This window comes from Streptomyces sp. NBC_00996 (assembly GCF_045162675.1).
Lineage (GTDB): Bacteria > Actinomycetota > Actinomycetes > Streptomycetales > Streptomycetaceae > Streptomyces.
The window spans coordinates 2760595-2780509 of the sequence record NZ_CP108723.1; the positions used below are offsets into that span (position 1 = coordinate 2760595).

15 protein-coding genes, 1 tRNA gene and 1 pseudogene are annotated in these 19915 nt (G+C 68.6%); 12 read left to right on the top strand and 5 right to left on the bottom strand.

What is annotated here, in order from left to right; translation table 11 throughout:
• Positions 1 to 226 precede the first annotated feature (226 nt).
• Entirely contained in the window at positions 227 to 1081 is an 855-nt protein-coding gene (locus OG390_RS13080; protein WP_406167657.1) for a DUF4184 family protein, read from the top strand.
• Here OG390_RS13080 and OG390_RS13085 read toward each other — a convergent pair.
• Together OG390_RS13085 and polA are read right to left on the bottom strand one after the other, a co-directional pair.
• On the bottom strand, positions 1002 to 1985 hold the full coding sequence (locus tag OG390_RS13085) for a serine hydrolase (protein WP_406167659.1): 984 nt from the start codon (positions 1983 to 1985) through the stop codon (positions 1002 to 1004). The two genes, OG390_RS13080 and OG390_RS13085, sit on opposite strands and share 80 nt — an antisense overlap.
• 721 nt (positions 1986 to 2706) lie before the next feature.
• The gene (polA, locus tag OG390_RS13090; RefSeq protein WP_406167661.1) at positions 2707 to 5433 is read right to left on the bottom strand and encodes a DNA polymerase I; all 2727 of its coding nucleotides are present in this window, start codon (positions 5431 to 5433) and stop codon (positions 2707 to 2709) included.
• 124 nt (positions 5434 to 5557) lie between these two features.
• Here polA and OG390_RS13095 point away from each other — a divergent pair, with 124 nt between their 5' ends.
• The 8 genes from OG390_RS13095 (at position 5558) to OG390_RS13130 (ending at position 15221) form a co-directional block, all read left to right on the top strand.
• On the top strand, positions 5558 to 7837 hold the full coding sequence (locus OG390_RS13095; protein WP_406167663.1) for an FdhF/YdeP family oxidoreductase: 2280 nt from the start codon (positions 5558 to 5560) through the stop codon (positions 7835 to 7837).
• 61 nt (positions 7838 to 7898) lie between these two features.
• Positions 7899 to 8360, top strand: a complete 462-nt coding sequence (locus OG390_RS13100; protein WP_406167665.1) for a PaaI family thioesterase — start codon at positions 7899 to 7901, stop codon at positions 8358 to 8360.
• Positions 8361 to 8496: 136 nt separating this feature from the next.
• Entirely contained in the window at positions 8497 to 9159 is a 663-nt protein-coding gene (locus tag OG390_RS13105) for a hypothetical protein (protein ID WP_406167666.1), read from the top strand.
• 398 nt (positions 9160 to 9557) lie between these two features.
• Entirely contained in the window at positions 9558 to 10778 is a 1221-nt protein-coding gene (locus OG390_RS13110) for a branched-chain amino acid ABC transporter substrate-binding protein (protein WP_406167668.1), read from the top strand.
• 111 nt (positions 10779 to 10889) lie between these two features.
• Complete coding sequence (locus OG390_RS13115; protein ID WP_406167670.1) at positions 10890 to 11822, top strand: branched-chain amino acid ABC transporter permease; 933 nt, start codon at positions 10890 to 10892, stop codon at positions 11820 to 11822.
• A 5-nt stretch (positions 11823 to 11827) separates the two neighbouring features.
• On the top strand, positions 11828 to 13594 hold the full coding sequence (locus OG390_RS13120) for a branched-chain amino acid ABC transporter permease (RefSeq protein WP_406177641.1): 1767 nt from the start codon (positions 11828 to 11830) through the stop codon (positions 13592 to 13594).
• Positions 13595 to 13599: 5 nt separating this feature from the next.
• Positions 13600 to 14508: an ABC transporter ATP-binding protein gene (locus OG390_RS13125; protein ID WP_406167672.1), complete on the top strand. Its 909-nt coding sequence runs from the start codon at positions 13600 to 13602 to the stop codon at positions 14506 to 14508.
• Positions 14505 to 15221: an ABC transporter ATP-binding protein gene (locus tag OG390_RS13130; protein ID WP_399077924.1), complete on the top strand. Its 717-nt coding sequence runs from the start codon at positions 14505 to 14507 to the stop codon at positions 15219 to 15221. The genes OG390_RS13125 and OG390_RS13130 overlap by 4 nt, the downstream gene beginning before the upstream one ends.
• 79 nt (positions 15222 to 15300) lie before the next feature.
• Here OG390_RS13130 and OG390_RS13135 read toward each other — a convergent pair whose 3' ends face one another.
• Positions 15301 to 15957, bottom strand: coding sequence for an ANTAR domain-containing response regulator (locus tag OG390_RS13135; RefSeq protein WP_399077926.1), 657 nt, complete (start codon positions 15955 to 15957; stop codon positions 15301 to 15303).
• Positions 15958 to 16054: 97 nt separating this feature from the next.
• On the opposite strand from OG390_RS13135, the gene OG390_RS13140 reads away from it, so the two are divergent.
• From OG390_RS13140 to OG390_RS13150, 3 genes and pseudogenes are all read left to right on the top strand, one after another.
• Positions 16055 to 16129 (top strand) — tRNA-Leu (locus OG390_RS13140).
• A 106-nt stretch (positions 16130 to 16235) separates the two neighbouring features.
• Positions 16236 to 16997, top strand: coding sequence for a transcriptional regulator (locus OG390_RS13145; RefSeq protein ID WP_406167674.1), 762 nt, complete (start codon positions 16236 to 16238; stop codon positions 16995 to 16997).
• A gap of 30 nt (positions 16998 to 17027) precedes the next feature.
• Positions 17028 to 17307, top strand: a pseudogene (locus OG390_RS13150) (alkyl sulfatase dimerization domain-containing protein); the annotation flags it as partial.
• Positions 17308 to 17512: 205 nt separating this feature from the next.
• Here OG390_RS13150 and pyk read toward each other — a convergent pair.
• Together pyk and OG390_RS13160 are read right to left on the bottom strand one after the other, a co-directional pair.
• A complete protein-coding gene (gene pyk, locus OG390_RS13155; protein ID WP_406167676.1) occupies positions 17513 to 18949 on the bottom strand; it encodes a pyruvate kinase in 1437 nt (478 codons plus the stop codon).
• Between the two features lie 211 nt (positions 18950 to 19160).
• On the bottom strand, positions 19161 to 19898 hold the full coding sequence (locus tag OG390_RS13160) for an SIMPL domain-containing protein (protein WP_406167678.1): 738 nt from the start codon (positions 19896 to 19898) through the stop codon (positions 19161 to 19163).
• Positions 19899 to 19915: the final 17 nt, after the last annotated feature.

Genomic DNA, 19915 nt, shown 5'->3' on the forward strand with positions numbered 1-19915 from the left:
GGTGTTCGACCGTGCTTCCCGGCACGGCGACCCAGGTGACCCTACGACAACTTCCATCGCCCGGGCACCCGTTCGCGCCCGGTATTCACCGGTTGACCATGTGTGATGGTGCGCGAAACGCCGTCTGCGAGTGACTCACTCAGCTGTTTTCACACGCCCCTCATACTGGGCGTCAGCGATCAGCGGAGCGGACATAACCGCCCAACCTCAGCCGCAGGGGGACGACTTGCCCTTCACTCTCAGCCATGCGGCGGCCGTACTGCCCGCCGTGCGCGGTGACGGAAGCGGTCGTGGCCGCCTGGTTCCCGCCGTTCTCGTGGCCGGTTCGTTCGCTCCCGACATGACCTATTACGCGGCGAGTGTGCTGCCCGGGGCGATGGAGTTCGGCGCCTTCACGCATTCGTTCACCGGCGTGTTCACCTTCGACGTGCTCGTCGCGTGGGCACTCGTGGGCGCCTGGCTGGTGCTGCGCGAGCCCCTGGTGGCACTGCTGCCGCCGACCCGGCAGGGGCGTCCGGCACGGCTGCTGCGCTGCGGGGCGCCACGCCGACGCCCGCGTACATCGACGGCCTTGTGGTGGTACGGCTCCGCTGTGCTCGGCGCGCTGACGCATGTCGTGTGGGACGCGTTCACGCATCACGACCGATGGGGAGTGCGGCTGTTCCCCGTGCTGGGGCGGGACGTCGGGGGCACGCCGGTGTTCTTGTACGCGCAGTACGGGAGTTCGGCGGTGGCGGCCGTCGTGATCGCGGTCTTCGTGGTCGTCGCGCTGCGCCGGACGTCCTCCGGCGCACCCGTGGGGGTGCCGGTGCTGTCCGCCTCCGACCGGTGGCTGGCGGCTGGCGTTCTCGGGTGCTGCGCGCTCGTGGGCGCGGTGCAGCGGGCTTCGCGCTGGTGGGCCTACTGGGGCTCCCGCGCGAAGCCGTGGGAGTTGATCCCGCCCCTGTGCTTCGGCGCGGGCGCGGGCCTGGTGCTCGGCCTCGGGCTGTATGCCGTGGGGGTCAGGGTGTGGCGTCCGGCTCCTGCTCGTCCCAGCCCGGCAGCGGCTCGTAGGGAGCCGAGCCGTCCGACTTCTCGCTGATCACGCGCTCCGGGGTGGGACTCTGGATCACGCCGCGTCCCGGGTTCAGACCGCGGTGCACGGCCTGCGCGATGCGCTCGATGGTGCGGACCCCGTACGCCATCGTCGGGTTGTCGTGCGACAGGACGACGATGCGGTACGTGCGGTGGGGGCCCGTGAACGCGCCCACGCTGTGCACCCGCCAGCCGTGAGTCGCCCGGGGCAGCCAGCCGTTCTTCACCTGGGCCTTGAGGCCTTTCGGCATGCCGGCACGCACCCCCCAGCGCTGATCGCTGCGGACCTGGCTCATCAGCTTCAGGCCGTAGGCGCGGGTCTTCAGGAACGAGCGGGCGTTGGTGAGGACGTCCAGAAGCCGCATCTGGTCGGCGGCCGTGGTGCGGGTCAGGCCCCAGTAGCCGTCCGGGCCGAGCAGGGTCCCGGACGTCCCGACGCGGGCGAGGAGGCGACCGAGGTAGGCGTGCCCGAGATCGGCCCACAGCCGCCGGGCGGACGCATTGTCCGACCTGGTGATCATGGGGCGGATGTTGGCCAGTTCCCAGTCGGTGAGTGAGCGGCCGAGTTCCTCCGCCCGCCGCAGGGTGCCCTCCATGATCACGACCTTGACGATGCTCGCCGAGTCGTACTGCCGTTCGCTCGCGAGGGCGCAGGTCAGGCCGGTGTCGTCGTCGCTGACCGCCACGGAGACGGTGCCCTGGCGGGACGACAGCGCCGCATGGATGTCACGGGACAGCCGGGCGGCGAGGCCGGGGTCACGGGTGGAGCGGCAGGCCGCGGGCACCTGAGCGGTGCCGGCTTCCGCGGCGACCGCGGATGTCGGCGCGAGAAGCGCCGAGACGACAGCTGTGGCCGCGAGGACGACGGCGGTGGCCATGGCCGTGCGGCAGTGGAGCGTGCGTATGCCCATGCCCGCATCCTTACGGCCCCTCTGGGCGGGGGGCGCCTTTGCGGGGGCCACGCGGGTGACGGTTCCCTCCGGGGGTTGGGCGGGGACGGCGGGCCTGCGCTCTCCGGCTCGGCCCGGGTGGGGCTTGCCCCGCGGGCGGCCCCGGGTGCCAGGGGCTCGCCTCCGGCCAGGCCGAGGTGGGGCACGCCCCGCAGACCGCCCCGGGTGCCAAAGGCTCACCTCCGACCAAGCCGAGGTGGGGCACGCCCCGCAGAACGCCCCGGGTGCCAAAGGCTCACCTCCGACCAAGCCGAGATGGGGCACGCCCCGCAGAACGCCCCAGGTGCCAAAGGCTCACCTCCGACCAAGCCGAGATGGGGCACGCCCCGCAGACCGCCCCAGGTGCCAAAGGCTCACCTCCGACCAAGCCGAGATGGGGCACGCCCCGCAGACCGCCTTTGGGGCGGGGCCCGGTTTTCCCGGCCCGGCTGGACGACGCTCGCCCCGCGGGCGGCCCCAGGGCTTCCGACCGGTTCGGCACCGCCGAGCGCCGTGGAGGCTCTCGCCGACCAGCGCCGTGAAGGTTGTCGCCGACCAGCGCCATCGCGGGCGGACACGCAGGGGCCCGGCACCCTGCGGTGCCGGGCCCCTGAAGCGCGGGCCGGAGGACAGTGCCTCCCCGCCCGCAGACAAGTCCCTTCGGCGGGAGCCGCCCAGCCGCCGGAGGCTGGTGCGCCGCAGGCTAGTGCGCCGCCGACTCCCAGTCCGTGCCCGAGCCGATGGACACGTCCAGGGGAGCCCGGAGGTCGACGGCGGACGCCATTTCGTGGCGGAGGAGTTCCTCGGCCTTGGCACGCTCGCCCGGGGCGATCTCCAGGACGATTTCGTCGTGGACCTGGAGGAGCATGCGGGACTTGAGGCCCGCCTCGCGCAGCGCACGGTCCACGTTCAGCATGGCGATCTTGACGATGTCCGCCGCCGTGCCCTGGATCGGGGCGTTGAGGGCCATGCGCTCGGCCGCCTCGCGGCGCTGGCGGTTGTCGCTGTTGAGGTCCGGCAGGTAGCGGCGGCGGCCGAAGAGCGTCGCCGTGTAGCCCGTCGCCCTCGCCTCGTCGACCACGCGGCGCAGATAGTCCCGTACGCCTCCGAAGCGCTCGAAGTAGGTGTCCATCAGCGCCCGCGCCTCACCCGCGTCGATGTTCAGCTGCTGGGAGAGGCCGAAGGCCGACAGCCCGTACGCCAAGCCGTACGACATCGCCTTGATCTTGCGCCGCATCTCCGCGTCGACCGCGGACCGCTCCACGGAGAACACCTGGGAGGCGACGGTGGTGTGCAGGTCCTCGCCGGAGGTGAACGCCTCCAACAGGCCCTCGTCCTCTGACAGATGGGCCATGACGCGCAGTTCGATCTGGCTGTAGTCGGCGGTCATGAGGGATTCGAAGCCCTCGCCGACCACGAAACCGCGCCGGATGGCGCGGCCCTCGTCCGTACGGACCGGGATGTTCTGCAGGTTCGGGTCCGTGGAGGAGAGGCGGCCGGTCGCCGCCACCGTCTGATTGAACGTCGTGTGGATGCGGCCGTCCGCCGCGATCGTCTTGATCAGGCCCTCGACCGTGGAACGCAGCTTCGCCTGCTCGCGGTGGCGGAGCATGATCACCGGCAGGTCGTTCTCGGTCTGCGTCGCGAGCCACGCCAGCGCGTCCGCGTCCGTCGTGTAGCCCGTCTTCGTCTTCTTCGTCTTCGGCAGGGCCAGCTCGCCGAAGAGGACTTCCTGAAGCTGCTTGGGCGAGCCCAGATTGAACTCGTGCCCTGCGGCCGCGTGCGCCTCCTTCACCGCCTGCTGCACGGCGCCCGCGAACATCTGCTCCATGGCCTCCAGGTGGGCCTTGTCCGCCGCGATGCCGTGCCGCTCCATGCGGGCCAGCAGCGTGGACGTGGGCAGTTCCATGTCGCGGAGCAGGTCGGCCGCGCCGACCTCCGTCAGCTTCTCGCCCAACGCCTCGCCCAGGTCGAGGATCGTGCGGGCCTGCGCCATCAGCGCATCTGCCTCGGCCTGCTCGTCGGTGCCGAAGGCGAGCTGGCCGTCGGCCGCGGCGGCGGGCCCCAGCTCCCGGCCGAGGTACTCCAGGGACAGCGCGTCCAGCGCGAAGGAGCGACGCCCGGGCTTGACCAGATAGGCGGCGAGCGCGGTGTCCATGGACACGCCCTCGATGCTCCAGCCGTGCTCGGCGAAGACCCGCATCGCGCCCTTGGCGTTGTGCATGATCTTGGGCTTCTTGGGGTCGGCGAGCCACTTCGCGAACGCGTTCTCGTCGGCCTCGTCCAGCTGCGACGGGTCGAACCACGCGGCCGCACCGTCGGCGGCGGCGAGCGCGACCTCGGCCACGGAGCCCGTGCCCAGCGCCCACGCGTCGACGGTGGCCAGACCGAGGACCGTCGTGCCGTGCTCGGCGAGCCAGGGCTGCAGCTCGCCCGCGCCCAGCACCGTACCGTCGAGCTCGACGCCCGCGGCGACAGGCTGCGTCCCTTCGGCCTCCTCGGTGCCCGGGTCGACGGCGAGGAGCCGCTCGCGCAGCGACGGGTTACGGATCTCCAGGGTGTCCAGGACCATCGCGACGGCCTTGCGGTCGTACGCCGCGCGCTCCAGGTCCGCGACCGTCCTGGGCAGCTCCACGTCCTTCACCATCTCGGTGAGACGGCGGTTGAGCTTCACCGCCTCCAGGTGGTCGCGCAGATTCTGCCCGGCCTTGCCCTTGACCTCGTCGGCACGCTCGACCAGCTCCGCGAAGGAACCGAACTGGTTGATCCACTTCGCGGCCGTCTTCTCGCCGACCCCGGGGATGCCCGGCAGGTTGTCGGACGGGTCGCCGCGCAGCGCCGCGAAGTCGGGGTACTGCGCCGGCGTCAGCCCGTACTTCTCGACGACCTTCTCCGGAGTGAACCGGGTCAGCTCCGAGACGCCCTTCGTCGGATACAGCACCGTCGTGTGCTCGGAGACCAGCTGGAAGGAGTCGCGGTCACCGGTGACGATCAGCACCTCGAAGCCCTCGGCCTCGGCCCGCGTGGCGAGGGTCGCGATGATGTCGTCGGCCTCGAAGCCGTCGACCGCGAACCGCTGGGCGTGCATCGCGTCGAGGAGCTCGCCGATCAGCTCGACCTGCCCCTTGAACTCGTCCGGGGTCTTCGACCTGTTCGCCTTGTACTCGGTGAACTCCTCGGAGCGCCATGTCTTGCGGGAAACGTCGAACGCCACCGCGAAATGCGTGGGCGCCTCGTCGCGCAGCGTGTTCGCCAGCATCGACGCGAAACCATAGATGGCGTTCGTCGGCTGGCCGGTCGCGGTGGTGAAGTTCTCCGCGGGCAGCGCGAAGAACGCGCGGTACGCCAGCGAGTGCCCGTCCATGAGCATGAGGCGCGGACGGCCGCTGCCAGGCTTCTTCTCGGTCTTCTTCGATGCTGTTTCTGCCACGCCCCCGATCCTGCCACGGCGCACTGACAGTGCGGACCGCCCGGGACCGGGCACCGTCGTTGTCGGTGCCGCGTGCGAGGATCGAATATGTACAGGGGACGTGTGCACGCGAAGGGGTTCAGCGATGGCCAGCAAGCCGCCGAAAAGCGATCCGGTTCAGGACGCGCCGCAGGTCGCCGAGCCGAAGCACGCCGCGGCCGGGCTGCCCGCCATCGGGCACACCCTGCGCATCGCACAGCAGCAGATGGGTGTGCGCCGCACCGCGCTGACCCTGCTGCGTGTCAACCAGAAGGACGGCTTCGACTGCCCGGGCTGCGCCTGGCCCGAGCCGGAGCACCGGCACACGGCGGAGTTCTGTGAGAACGGCGCGAAGGCGGTCGCCGAGGAGGCCACCCTGCGCCGGGTCACCCCCGACTTCTTCACCGCGCACCCGGTGACCGACCTCGCGACCCGCAGCGGCTACTGGCTGGGCCAGCAGGGCCGCCTCACACACCCCATGTACCTCCCCGAGGGCGCCGACCACTACGAGCCGGTCACCTGGGAGCGCGCCTTCGACATCGTCGCCGAGGACCTGAAGAGCCTCGGCTCCCCCGACGAGGCCCTCTTCTACACCTCCGGGCGCACGAGCAACGAGGCCGCCTTCCTCTACCAGCTGTTCGCCCGCGAGCTCGGCACGAACAACCTGCCGGACTGCTCGAACATGTGCCACGAGTCCTCGGGGTCGGCCCTCTCCGAGACCATCGGCATCGGCAAGGGCAGCGTCCTGCTCGACGATCTCTACAAGGCGGACCTGATCATCGTCGCCGGGCAGAACCCCGGCACGAACCACCCGCGCATGCTGTCGGCCCTGGAGAAGGCCAAGGCGAACGGCGCGAAGATCATCACGGTCAACCCGCTGCCCGAGGCGGGCCTCGAACGCTTCAAGAACCCGCAGACCCCCCAGGGCATGCTCAAGGGCGCCGTCCTCACCGATCTGTTCCTGCAGATCCGCCTCGGCGGCGACCAGGCCCTCTTCCGCCTGCTGAACAAGCTCATCCTCGACACGGAAGGCGCCGTCGACGAGGAGTTCATCGGCGAACACACCCACGGGTACGAGGAGTTCGCGGCCGCCGCCCGCGCCGCCGACTGGGACGAGACCCTCACCGCTACCGGCCTCACCCGCGAGAAGATCGACGAGGCCCTCCGCATGGTCCTCGCCTCCGAGCGCACCATCGTGTGCTGGGCGATGGGCCTCACCCAGCACAAGCACGCCGTGCCGACGATCCGCGAGGTCGTCAACTTCCTGCTGCTGCGCGGCAACATCGGCCGCCCCGGCGCGGGCGTGTGCCCGGTGCGCGGCCACTCGAACGTGCAGGGCGACCGCACGATGGGCATCTTCGAGCGCCCCGCCCCCGCCTTCCTGGACGCCCTGGAGAAGGAGTTCGGGTTCGCACCGCCCCGCGAGCACGGCTACGACGTCGTACGAGCCATCCGCGCCCTGCGCGACGGCGAGGCGAAGGTCTTCTTCGCGATGGGCGGCAACTTCGTCTCCGCGTCGCCCGACACCGAGGTGACCGAAGCGGCCATGCGCCGCGCCCGCCTCACTGTGCATGTGTCCACGAAGCTGAACCGCTCGCACGCGATCACGGGCGCGCGTGCCCTGATCCTGCCGACCCTCGGCCGCACGGAGCGCGACCTCCAGGGCAGCGGCGAGCAGTTCGTGACCGTCGAGGACTCCATGGGCATGGTGCACGCCTCACGCGGCCGTCTGGAGCCCGCGAGCGGGCAGCTGCTGTCCGAGCCGGCCATCGTCTGCCGACTCGCCCGCCGGGTCCTCGGGCACGAATCCCGCACGCCATGGGAGGAGTTCGAGAAGGACTACGCGACCATCCGCGACCGCATCGCGCGCGTGATCCCCGGCTTCGAGGACTTCAACGCGCGCGTGGCGCACCCCGGGGGCTTCGCGCTCCCGCACGCCCCGCGCGACGAGCGCCGCTTCCCGACGGCCACCGGCAAGGCCAACTTCACGGCCGCTCCCGTCGAATACCCGAAGCTCCCCGAGGGCCGCCTGCTGCTCCAGACCCTGCGCTCGCACGACCAGTACAACACCACGATCTACGGCCTGGACGACCGCTACAGGGGGATCAGGAACGGTCGCCGGGTCGTGCTCGTCAACCCCGAGGACGCGCGCGAGCTGAAGCTCTCGGACGGCTCCTACGTCGACCTGGTCAGCGAGTGGACGGACGGCCTCGAGCGGCGTGCGCCCGGCTTCCGCGTCGTGCACTACCCGACCGCGCGTGGCTGCGCGGCCGCCTACTACCCGGAGACAAACGTCCTCGTCCCGCTGGACGCGACCGCCGACACCAGTAACACCCCTGCCAGCAAGTCCGTCGTCGTACGTCTGGAACAATCGGCAACCGACTGAGCGTTTGCTCAGTGAGAGTGATCCACGACGAAGCGATCCACGACGAACGGAGCCGGGCCCGATGGGCGAGCAGCACACCGTGAAGTTCCCGCAAGAGGTCATCGACGAGTACGCCGCGCTCGGCGTCGACCTGCCCGCGCTGTTCTCCGCGGGCCACCTCGGCGCCCGCATGGGCGTGCAGATCGTCGAGGCCTCCTCGGACCGCGTCGTGGGCACCATGCCGGTGGAGGGCAACACCCAGCCCTACGGCCTGCTGCACGGAGGCGCCTCCGCCGTCCTCGCCGAGACCATCGGCTCCGTCGCCGCCATGCTCCACGGCGGCAGCTCCAAGATCGCCGTGGGCGTCGACCTGAACTGCACGCACCACCGCGGAGTGCGCTCCGGCCTGGTCACCGGCGTGGCCACACCCGTACACCGCGGGCGCACCTCGGCGACGTACGAGATCGCCATCACGGACGAGGACGGCAAGCGCGTCTGCAGCGCCCGCCTGACCTGCGTCCTCAAGGACGCGCCCACCCACTGACGTCGAAGGGCACCCGCTCCCCGGTGCGCGGTGCGGGAGTTCGCCCGCCTCCCGCAGCGCCGGGGCACCCGCCGCACGGCGCCCGGGGGCGCGAGCGGGCATTGGCGGAGCCCCACGCTCCGGCATAGCGTGAAGCATGACCGGCATCGGGCCCGTCGAGCCGTACCACCCCGATGACACCGACGGCCCTCACGAGGACTCCCCGACCGACCTGTTGTGGTCGAAATCCGCGCCCGCCACCACCCGTTGGGCCGCGCTCCCCCGCTCTCGCCGTCGCCTCCTGCAGGCCCTGATCGTCGCCGCGGCCGCCACCGGCGCCTTCTTCACCCTGCGCCCGAGCCCGGTCACCCAGGTCCCCCCGACCCCCTACCCTTGGCCCGCCGGCGTCACCACTCTCCACTACAAGGGCCGCGGGCCCACCTCCGCGACCTACCGGTTCGAGATCGACGTCGCCCGCGGCAGTCCCGTCACCGTCCTCCAAGTCGGCGCCGGACTACCCGAGTTGGGCGCCACCACCACACCCCCGCTGCCACTGACAGTGAAGGCCGGGTCTCCCCGCCTGATCACCGTGCGCATCTCCGTATACAAGTGCGCCGCCCTGCCACCCGCCCTCGACCTCCCCCACCTCGACCTGCTCCTCAGCAACAGGACCGCACGGCAGCAGCAGAGCTTTCTCTTCGGCGGCACCTACCCGCGCGACCTGTGGGCCGACCTGCGCGCCGCCTGCTTCCCCAACAGGGCCTCCCCCGCGCCCACTTCTCTCGACCGGGACACCTGGCGCAGCCTCACACGCCGGTAACAGTGGGTTACCTCTGCCGTAATGAAGCAATGCTCACGCCCCGCGACCCTCCGCGCCGCGTGCGACGCAATGTCCCAGCCCACAGCCACAACATCCGAACCCGCTCTGCCCCATGAACCGGAACAGGGCGTTCTCACGATGCGAACAGGTAGCGACATCCCTCAACTGCATCCTGAAATGCCCGAATTGCCCATTCTGTGCCCACCAGGACATCCCCCGCATAACAAGAGCGTCACAGCCTTCCTTAGGCCCCTGTGAGCTCCCCCTACCTGCGCTTATAGTCACGGCCAGTCACCGCGCCGCCGGGCGCGTCTACTGCACGGCCTGTACCACCCAGTACGGCCCGGCGAGACTCACGGCCCCCACCCTGGGGTGCCGCGCCAGGGAGAGGATTCAACGTGCGACAGCGTTCTTTGGTCATACTCACCTCCGTGCTCACTACGGGAGCACTCACGCTGACCGCCTGCGGCTCGCGCGACGACAGCGGGGACAGCAAGAGCAGCAAGAAGACCGAGATCATCATCGGCGTGGACGCGCCGCTGACCGGTCAGAACTCCGCCACCGGCCTCGGCATCCAGGGCGGCGTCCAGATCGCTGTCGACGACGCCAACAAGAACAACACCGTTCCCGGCGTGACGTTCAAGGTCCAGGCGCTCGACGACAAGGCGATCCCGGCCTCCGGCCAGCAGAACGCCACCCAGCTCGTCCAGAACGACAAGGTCCTCGGTGTCGTCGGCCCGCTGAACTCCGGCGTCGCCACCCAGATGCAGCAGGTCTTCGCCACGGCCAACCTGGTCGAGATCTCGCCGTCCAACACGGCGCCCGAGCTCACCCAGGGCAAGAACTGGCAGACGTCGAAGTCGCGTCCCTTCAAGACGTACTTCCGCACCGCCACCACCGACGCCCTCCAGGGCGGCTTCGCCGCCGACTACGCCTACAACACCCTGAAGAAGCGCAAGGTGTTCGTGGTCGACGACAAGCAGACCTACGGCGCCGGCCTCGCCAAGCTCTTCAAGGCCGGCTTCACCAAGGCGGGCGGAAAGGTCGCGGGCCAGGACCACGTCAACACCGGCGACACCGACTTCTCGGCACTCGTCACCAAGATCAAGAACGCCAAGGCCGACCTCGTGTACTACGGCGGCCAGTACGACGAGTCCGAGAAGCTCACCAAGCAGCTCAAGGACGGCGGAGCCAAGATCCCGCTCTTCGGCGGTGACGGCATGTTCACCCCGACCTACATCGAGACCGCCGGCAAGACCTCCGAAGGTGACCTCGTCACCTCCGTCGGCCAGCCCGTCGACTCCCTGCCCACCGCCGCCGAGTTCATCAAGAAGTACAAGGCCTCCGGCCTCAAGGGCGACTACGGCACCTACGGTGGCTACTCCTACGACGCCGCCACCGCCATCATCAAGGCCATCGGCAACGTCGTGAAGGACGGCAAGGTCCCGAGCGACGCCCGCGCCAAGATCGTCGACGAGGTGCAGAAGACCAAGTTCGACGGCATCGCCGGCCCGGTCGCCTTCGACGAGTACGGCGACACCACCAACAAGCAGCTCACCGTCTACCAGGTCGTCGACGGCAAGTGGAAGGCCGTCAAGAGCGGCACCTTCAACGGCTGATCTCCACCTGCCGCTAGCACCACCCAAGGGCCGCGCGGCCAGACCACCCGTCACCGCGCGGCCCGTTTCATACGCCCTGCTCAACTCTCCCCACCACATGGAGGCCATGCGGTGAACACCCTGCCGCAGCAGCTGGCCAACGGGCTGTTCCTCGGCTCGATGTACGGGCTGATCGCCATCGGCTACACGATGGTGTACGGCATCGTCCAGCTCATCAACTTCGCCCACGGCGAGATCTTCATGACCGGCGGCTTCGGCGCACTCACGGTCTACCTCTACGTCCTGCCCGACGGCACATCCATGTGGATAGCCCTTCCAGCGATGCTGATAGGCGGCGGACTCGTCGCCGTCCTCATCGCCGTCGGGGCGGAACGCTTCGCCTACCGACCACTACGCGGAGCACCACGCCTCGCACCACTGATCACCGCCATCGGCCTCTCGCTCGCCCTCCAGCAGGCCGTCTTCAACTGGTACCCCGACGCCAAGACCGACATCAACTTCCCGCAACTCCCCTTCGGTCCCTGGCACATCGGCTCCATCAGCATCCAGAGCGGCTCCGTCTTCGTCATCATCGCCGCCCCCATCTGCATGGCCGCCCTCGCCTTCTTCGTCCGCCTCTCGCGCACCGGCCGCGCCATGCAGGCCACCGCACAGGACCCGGACACCGCCCAGCTCATGGGCATCGACACCAACCGCATCATCGTCATCGCCTTCGCCATCGGCGGCTTCTTCGCCGCCGTCGCAGCCGTCGCCTACGGCCTGCGCTACGGCACGGTGAAGTACGACATGGGCTTCCAGATGGGTCTCAAGGCCTTCACCGCAGCCGTCCTCGGCGGCATCGGCAACATCTACGGCGCCATGATCGGCGGACTCGTCCTCGGCCTCGCCGAAACGATGGCCACCAGCTACATCGACGGCATCCCCGGCATGCAGCAGCTCGGCGGCGGCGGCTGGTCCTCCGTCTGGGCCTTCGTCCTCCTCATCCTCGTACTGCTGTTCAGGCCACAAGGCCTGGTCGGCGAACGCGTCGCGGACAGGGCGTGAGCACCATGGCAACCATCGAGAACACGGCAGAGCGCGGACTGATCGCACTCCCCCAGACGGCCGCCCGCGCCCTCATCGCCATCGGCGCCGTCGCCACCATCGCCAGCACCTTCATGTCCTGGACCTACACGTCCGACTTCCCCGGGGACCTCACCTACTACGGCTCCCCGGCCGGACTCCAGATCCTCGACCTCGTCGCCGGCGCCCTCACCCTGCTCTTCGCGCTCACCCTCTGGCGCGTCCGCGGCCTCGGCTGGCTCAACCCGGCAGGCGCCACCCAGCCCGTCGTCCTCGCCACCGCCTCCGCGTTCGCGGTCAGCTGGTTCAGCGCCATCGCCATCGCCGTCGACCTCAAGGGCCTCGTCGCCCTCGACCCCGGCGCCTACATCGCCGCCGTCGGCTCCCTGGTCGCCCTCCTCGGCGCCCTGGCACTCCCCAGCCCCGGCGACACCTTCAAGGACTGGGTCAGCAAGCCCGACAACATCCCCCCGGCCGCCAAGCTCCCCGCCTGGGGCGAGCGCCTCGTCATCACCGGCGCCACCGTCGTAGCCCTGATCGTCTTCACCTACGGCATCGGCGTCGACCCCGACGCAAGCGAAACGTTCCTCGGCTACCTGCTCCTGATCATCTTCGGCACCTGGGCCCTGCTCACCGCCGGACTCTTCGACCGCTTCGCCGAACTCAACGCCCGCCACAAGGGATTCGCCACCTCCATGGCATTCCTCGCCGCGGCGATCTTCCCCTTCGTCGAGAACAACGAGCACAACGCCAACCTCGGCGTGAACATCCTCGTAGTCGCCACCGTCGCCCTCGGCCTCAACATCGTCGTCGGCCTCACCGGACTCCTCGACCTCGGATACGTCGCCTTCCTCGGCGTCGGCGCCTACGCCGCGGCCCTCGTCTCCGGCTCCGAGTTCTCCCGCTTCTCCGGCGTCCAGTTCCCCTTCTGGGCCGCCATGCTCACCGGTATGGCCGCATCGCTCGTCTTCGGCGTCCTCATCGGCGCCCCCACCCTGCGACTGCGCGGCGACTACCTCGCCATCGTGACCCTGGGCTTCGGAGAGATCTTCCGCATCTCCGTCAACAACCTCGACGGCTCCTCGGGGCCCAACCTCACCAACGGCCCCAACGGCATCTCCATGATCCCGGACCTCAAGATCTTCGGGTTCAACTTCGGAAGCACCCACGACGTCGGCGGAGTCAGCCTCGGCCGCTTCGCGAACTACTTCCTGCTGATGCTGCTCATCACCGCGCTGGTCGTCCTCGTCTTCAACCGCGCCGCCGACTCCCGGATCGGCCGCTCCTGGATCGCCATCCGCGAGGACGAGACCGCCGCCACCGCCATGGGCATCAACGGCTTCCGCGTCAAGCTCATCGCCTTCGCGCTGGGTGCGTCGCTGGCAGGCCTTGCCGGTACGGTCAGCGCCCACGTCGGATACAGCGTCAACCCGGCCCCGTACCAGTTCGCCGGCTCCGTGCCCCCGAACTCCGCCTTCCTGCTCGCCGCGGTCGTCCTCGGCGGCATGGGCACCGTCAACGGCCCCATCCTCGGCGCCACGCTGCTCTACCTCCTCCCCGAGAAGCTCAGCTTCCTCAAGGAGTACCAGCTCCTGGCATTCGGCCTCGCGCTCGTGATCCTCATGCGCTTCCGCCCCGAGGGCATCATCGCCAACCGCCGCCGCCAGCTCGAATTCCACGACACCGGCCAACTCGACATCCCCGAACAAGGCCTGCCCGACAGCACCGTCGGCGTCACCAAGGCAGGGGCGTGACCCACATGACCACCACCACAGCCCCCACGCCCGTCCTCGAAGCCAGCGGCGTCACCATGCGCTTCGGCGGCCTCACCGCCGTACGCAGCGTCGACCTCACCGTCAACACCGGCGAGATCGTCGGCCTCATCGGCCCCAACGGCGCCGGCAAGACGACCTTCTTCAACTGTCTGACCGGCCTGTACGTGCCGACAGAGGGCAAGGTCTCCTACAAAGGCACCGTCCTCCCGCCCAAGCCGCACCTGGTCACCAGCGCCGGCATCGCCCGCACCTTCCAGAACATCCGGCTCTTCGCCAACATGACCGTCCTGGAAAACGTGCTCGTCGGCCGCCACACCAGGACGAAGGAGGGCCTGTGGTCGGCCCTGCTCCGCGGCCCGGGCTTCCGCAAGGCGGAGGCAGCCTCGCGTGAACGGGCCATGGAACTGCTGGAGTTCATCGGCCTCGCCCACAAGGCCGACCACCTCTCCCGCAACCTCCCCTACGGCGAACAGCGCAAGCTCGAAATCGCCCGCGCCATGGCCAGCGAGCCCGGCCTCCTGCTCCTCGACGAACCCACCGCCGGCATGAACCCCCAAGAAACGCGGGCGACCGAAGAACTCGTCTTCGCCATCCGCGACAGGGGCATCGCCGTCCTCGTCATCGAGCACGACATGCGCTTCATCTTCAACCTGTCGGACCGCGTCGCCTGCCTCGTCCAGGGCGAAAAGCTCGTCGAGGGAACGTCGGAGGTCGTCCAGGGCGACGAACGCGTCATCGCCGCCTACCTCGGTGAGCCGTTCGAAGGCGCCCCCGGCGACGACGAAGTCGCCGAAGTCGAGGCCGCCGAGGCCGCCGAGGCCTCCGACGCCTCCGACGCCTCCGACGCCAACGACGCGCAGAGCAGCACCAGCAAGGAAGGAACCGCCCCGTGACCGCACTGCTGGAGGTCGAAGACCTCAAGGTCGCCTACGGCAAGATCGAAGCCGTCAAGGGCATCTCCTTCACCGTCGAGGCCGGCCAGATCGTCACTCTCATCGGCACCAATGGAGCCGGCAAGACGACCACCCTGCGCACCCTCTCCGGGCTCCTCAAGCCCAGCGGAGGCCGCATCCTCTTCGACGGCCAACCCCTCTCCGGAGTCCCCGCCCACAAGATCGTCGCCCTGGGCCTCGCCCACTCCCCCGAGGGACGCCACATCTTCCCCCGGCTGACGATCGCCGAAAACCTCCAACTCGGCGCGTTCCTGCGCTCCGACAAGGCAGGCATCGAAAAGGACATCCAGCGCGCGTACGACCTCTTCCCCATCCTGGGCGAGCGCCGTAAGCAAGCGGCAGGCACCCTCTCGGGCGGCGAACAGCAGATGCTGGCCATGGGACGCGCCCTGATGTCCCAGCCCAAGCTGCTCATGCTCGACGAACCCTCCATGGGCCTCTCGCCGATCATGATGCAGAAGATCATGGCCACCATCGCCGAACTCAAGGCCTCCGGCACGACCATCCTCCTCGTCGAGCAGAACGCCCAGGCGGCGCTCTCCCTCGCCGACCAAGGACACGTCATGGAGGTCGGCAACATCGTCCTCTCCGGCACCGGGCAGGACCTGCTGCACGACGAGTCCGTACGAAAGGCGTACCTCGGCGAGGACTGAGTTCACTCCGGGGATACGAAGAGGCCCGCGCCCTTGTCAGGGGGGCGCGGGCCTCTCTCGCTGTACTGCGGGGCTGGGACTAGCCCTTCGCGGACTTCTTCTCCTCGGCGTCCTGAATGACCGCCTCGGCGACCTGCTGCATGGACATACGACGGTCCATGGAGGTCTTCTGAATCCACCGGAACGCGGCGGGCTCGGTCAGCCCGTACTCGGTCTGCAGCACCGACTTCGCACGGTCGACCAGCTTCCGCGTCTCCAGGCGCTGCGTGAGATCCTCGATCTCCTTCTCCAGCGCCTTCAGCTCGGTGAACCGCGACACGGCCATCTCGATCGCCGGTACGACGTCACTCTTGCTGAACGGCTTCACGAGGTACGCCATGGCGCCGGCGTCGCGCGCCCGCTCGACGAGGTCGCGCTGCGAGAAGGCGGTGAGCATGAGAACGGGGGCGATGGACTCCTCGGCGATCTTCTCCGCCGCCGAGATTCCGTCCAGCTTGGGCATCTTCACGTCGAGGATCACCAGGTCCGGCTTGTGCTCCCGGGCCAGCTCGACGGCCTGCTCACCGTCGCCCGCCTCGCCTACGACGGAGTACCCCTCTTCCTCCAGCATCTCTTTGAGGTCGAGACGAATCAGCGCCTCGTCCTCAGCGATGACGACGCGGGTCGTCAGCGGAGGCACGTGCGACTTGTCGTCGTCGGGCGCGTCTACGGGCTGGGGCGACTCGGGGGCGGTCACGGGGGCTCCTCGTTCAGGCCGGGTACTGCTCCCAAGAGCCTACCTAGCTGCGGTATGGTGGTCGGGCAGCGGGTCGGGGTCAACCTTTGATTCGCGGGCCCCGGTAGCCCAATTGGCAGCAGGCAATGGATTCAAAACCCATACAGTGTCGGTTCGAGTCCGACCCGGGGCACTTTTCCTTGGTTTTCAAGGTCGCTATTCAGAAGCGGACGTTCACATTCTCGTGAACATCCGCTTTTTGCTGCGTGGCGCGACGATCGGTCACACAGAGTGGCCGCATGTACGACATGGGTACACGCAAGCGGGCTTTGGCATTGGTGGCTCAAGGGCGCAGCCTGAACGCGGTGAGCAAGGAGACGGGTGTCTCCCGGGCCGCCATCCGTTCCTGGCTGACCCGCGTCGAACCGCGCGGACACTCAGCACGCCCCTGCCCCAGGTGCCAGGACATACCGACCCCACCCGCGAACCAGGCGGCCTACGCCTACCTGTTGGGGCTCTATCTGGGCGACGGGTGCATCAACGCCCATCGGAGAGGCGTCTACTTCATCCGCATCGTGTTGGACAACGCCTGGCCCGGCATCATCGGCGCGTGCGAAGCCGCCCTGCGATCGGTCCGCCCGGACAACAGCGTGTGCCGCGTCAGGAAGCAAGGCTGTGTCGCAGTCACCGGCTCCAGCAAACACTGGCCCTGCCTCATCCCTCAGCATGGGCCCGGCCTGAAGCACAACCGCAAGATCGCGCTCGAACCCTGGCAACAGGCCGTCGTCGACACCCACCCCTGGGACTTCATCCGGGGGCTCATCCACTCGGACGGCTGCCGTGTCACCAACTGGACCGAGAAGGTCATCAACGGCGAGCGCAAGCGCTACGAGTACCCGCGGTACTTCTTCACGAATCTCTCGGCGGACATCAGGCAGCTCTACACCGACACGCTCGACAAGGTCGGTGTCGACTGGAAGCAACCAAACTCACGCAACATCTCGGTCGCCCGACGCGCTTCCGTCGCCCTCATGGACACCCACGTAGGCCCCAAGTACTGACCCCGCAATATGACCCGTCACCACTCGCTCGGGCGGGAGATCGCGGAGGAGTTCGTGCTGCCTCCGACGCTTGCCGAGGTGTGGGCGAACCGGGATTATTACGGGTCTCCGAGCCATGACGTGAAGGGCATTTATCAGCGTCACATGGGCTGGTTCGATGGGAATCCCGCGCATTTGTGGGAGCATCCGCCGGTCGCGGAGCCGAAGCGGTATATGAAGGCATTGGACGGGATGCCGGCCGCTGTTTCGAAGGCTCGGGGATTCCTTCGGGATGGCGATCTGCGGTTTTGCGGCGACTCTGCTCAATCATTGAGTTTTCGCGGAGCCATTGCCCAGCGGCCGAAGCCCAGTTGTTGCAGCTGTTGGCCGGTAGGGGGCTGCGGTCGATTCCGACCTCCGGCGACACGGCGCTGCTCCCCGAATGGTTCTCGGTGGTCGCCGTCGGCGGACTTCGACATCGTCACGCCGTAGGAATGCCGAAGCGGGGCCCTCCTTGAAGGGCCCCGCTTCGCGTCCTACTTGGGGCTGTCGTCCTCGCCGATGTGGTGGACGCGTACGAGGTTCGTCGAGCCGGAGACTCCGGGCGGGGAGCCTGCGGTGATGACGACGATGTCGCCCTTCCGGCAGCGGCCGTAATTGAGGAGGAGTTCGTCGACCTGGTCGACCATGGCGTCGGTGGAGTCGACGTGGGGGCCGAGAAACGTTTCGACGCCCCAGGTGAGATTGAGTTGGGAGCGGGTGGCCTGGGCCGGGGTGAAGGCCAGCAGGGGGATGGGTGAGCGGTAGCGCGACAGGCGCCGGACGGTGTCGCCGGACTGAGTGAAGGCGACGAGGAACTTGGCGCCGAGGAAGTCGCCCATTTCGGCGGCGGCTCGGGCGACGGCGCCGCCCTGGGTCCGGGGCTTGTTGCGTTCGGTCAGGGGCGGGAGGCCCTTGGCGAGGATGTCCTCCTCGGCCGCCTCCACGATCCGCGCCATCGTCCTGACCGTCTCGACGGGGTATTTGCCGACGCTGGTCTCCCCGGACAGCATCACCGCGTCCGTGCCGTCGATGACCGCGTTCGCGACGTCCGAGGCTTCCGCACGGGTGGGGCGGGAGTTGTCGATCATCGAGTCGAGCATCTGGGTGGCGACGATGACCGGCTTGGCGTTGCGCTTGGCGAGCTTGATGGCGCGCTTCTGGACGATGGGGACCTGTTCCAGGGGCATCTCGACGCCGAGGTCGCCGCGGGCGACCATGATGCCGTCGAAGGAGGCGACGATGTCGTCGATGTTGTCGACGGCCTGGGGCTTCTCCACCTTGGCGATCACGGGGAGGCGGCGGCCTTCTTCGTCCATGATGCGGTGGACGTCGTGGATGTCCTTGCCGCTTCTGACGAACGACAGTGCGATGACATCGAAGCCGGTGCGGAGGGCCCAGCGGAGGTCTGCTTCGTCCTTGTCGGAGAGGGCGGGGACGGAGACGGCGACGCCGGGGAGATTGAGACCCTTGTGGTCGGAGACCATGCCGCCTTCGACGACGGCGGTGTGGACGCGGGGGCCGTCGACGGCGGTGACCTCGAGGGTGACTTTGCCGTCGTCGACGAGGATGCGTTCACCGGGGGTGACGTCGGCGGCGAGCCCTTCGTGGGTCGTTCCGCAGGTCTGGCGGTCGCCTTCGACGCCCTCTTCGACGGTGATGGTGAAGGTGTCTCCGCGTTCAAGGAGTACGGGGCCTTCGCTGAAGCGGCCGAGTCGGATCTTCGGGCCTTGAAGGTCGGCGAGGATTCCGACGCTGCGGCCGGTCTCGTCGGAGGCCTTTCGCACGTGGTGGTAGCGCTCCTCGTGTTCGGCGTAGGTGCCGTGGCTGAGGTTGAAGCGGGCTACGTCCATGCCGGCTTCGACCAGGGCCTTGATCTGGTCGTACGAGTCGGTGGCGGGGCCCAATGTACAGACGATTTTTGCTCGGCGCATGGTTCGAGCCTAGGCCTTACCGGCGGGTAGAGAATTGGTCGGACGTGACTACCCAACAACCTTTGCGTGAAGAGCTATTGACAACTGTTGAATTGTGCGAGGGTGCGCTCCGATGAGCAGAATGGGATTTGGGCGCGCCTCGGTCGCATTTATCCATTCATCTGCGCGAGCCTGCACAGGAGAAGCAGTCGGTCACCGACCGTCACTTTCTCTACAACTGCGGCGGCGCCATCGTGAATCGGGCGTTGACCTGGGCGTAGACGTGTTGGCGTTGGGGTTCGAGGTCGAGGGCGGCGGCTTCGTCCTCGATGGGGCCGCCGCCGTAGGCGGATCTGGTGCGCAGGGCGCGGGAGGTCCGGGCTTCGAACGCATACGGTGGGGCGCTTTCGGCGCCGATGTCGGCGAGTTCGACCAGTGCGGAGAGGTGGGTCCCGAGCGCCTCGGCGTATTCGCGGGCGCGTTGGAGGGCTTCGCGAACGGCTTGCTGCCTGGCGGTGCGGTGGGCGGGTGAGTCGGGGCGCAGGGCCCACCAGGGGCCGTCGACGCGGGTGAGGTCGCGGTCCGCGAGTGCGGAGGTGAGTTCGCCGAGTGCGGTGAAGTCGGTGAGTTCGGCGCCGATGTGGACGCGGCCGTGGTACGTACGGACGCGTTCGCCACGGCCGCGTCTGCTGAGTTCGGGGCTGATGGAGAAGGCGCCGGTTTCCAGGCGTTCGACTGCGTCGCCGTACGACTTCACGAGGTCGAGGGCGGCGGCATTGCGGCGGGTGAGATCGGCGAGGGCTTCACGGCGGTCCCGGCCGTGGGCCTCGACGCTGATGCCGATGCGGGCGATCTCGGGGTCGACTTCGAGGTGGGCTTCGCCTCGCACGGCGATGCGTGGGGATTCGGGTGTGCCGTAGGGGACGGCGGGTTGGGGTTCTTGTGAGGTGGAGTCCGCGGTGGGGGCCATACGTCCCACTCTGTCAC

What these genes read in the sequence shown, in the direction of transcription:
- OG390_RS13125 (WP_406167672.1), top strand. Translation starts at nt 13,600, where the DNA reads ATGACCACCACCACAGCCCCCACGCCCGTCCTCGAAGCCAGCGGCGTC.
- pyk (WP_406167676.1), bottom strand. Translation starts at nt 18,949, where the DNA reads ATGCGCCGAGCAAAAATCGTCTGTACATTGGGCCCCGCCACCGACTCG.
- OG390_RS13120 (WP_406177641.1), top strand. Translation starts at nt 11,828, where the DNA reads ATGGCAACCATCGAGAACACGGCAGAGCGCGGACTGATCGCACTCCCC.
- OG390_RS13085 (WP_406167659.1), bottom strand. Translation starts at nt 1,985, where the DNA reads ATGGGCATACGCACGCTCCACTGCCGCACGGCCATGGCCACCGCCGTC.
- OG390_RS13160 (WP_406167678.1), bottom strand. Translation starts at nt 19,898, where the DNA reads ATGGCCCCCACCGCGGACTCCACCTCACAAGAACCCCAACCCGCCGTC.
- OG390_RS13100 (WP_406167665.1), top strand. Translation starts at nt 7,899, where the DNA reads ATGGGCGAGCAGCACACCGTGAAGTTCCCGCAAGAGGTCATCGACGAG.
- OG390_RS13145 (WP_406167674.1), top strand. Translation starts at nt 16,236, where the DNA reads ATGTACGACATGGGTACACGCAAGCGGGCTTTGGCATTGGTGGCTCAA.
- OG390_RS13095 (WP_406167663.1), top strand. Translation starts at nt 5,558, where the DNA reads ATGGCCAGCAAGCCGCCGAAAAGCGATCCGGTTCAGGACGCGCCGCAG.
- OG390_RS13105 (WP_406167666.1), top strand. Translation starts at nt 8,497, where the DNA reads ATGACCGGCATCGGGCCCGTCGAGCCGTACCACCCCGATGACACCGAC.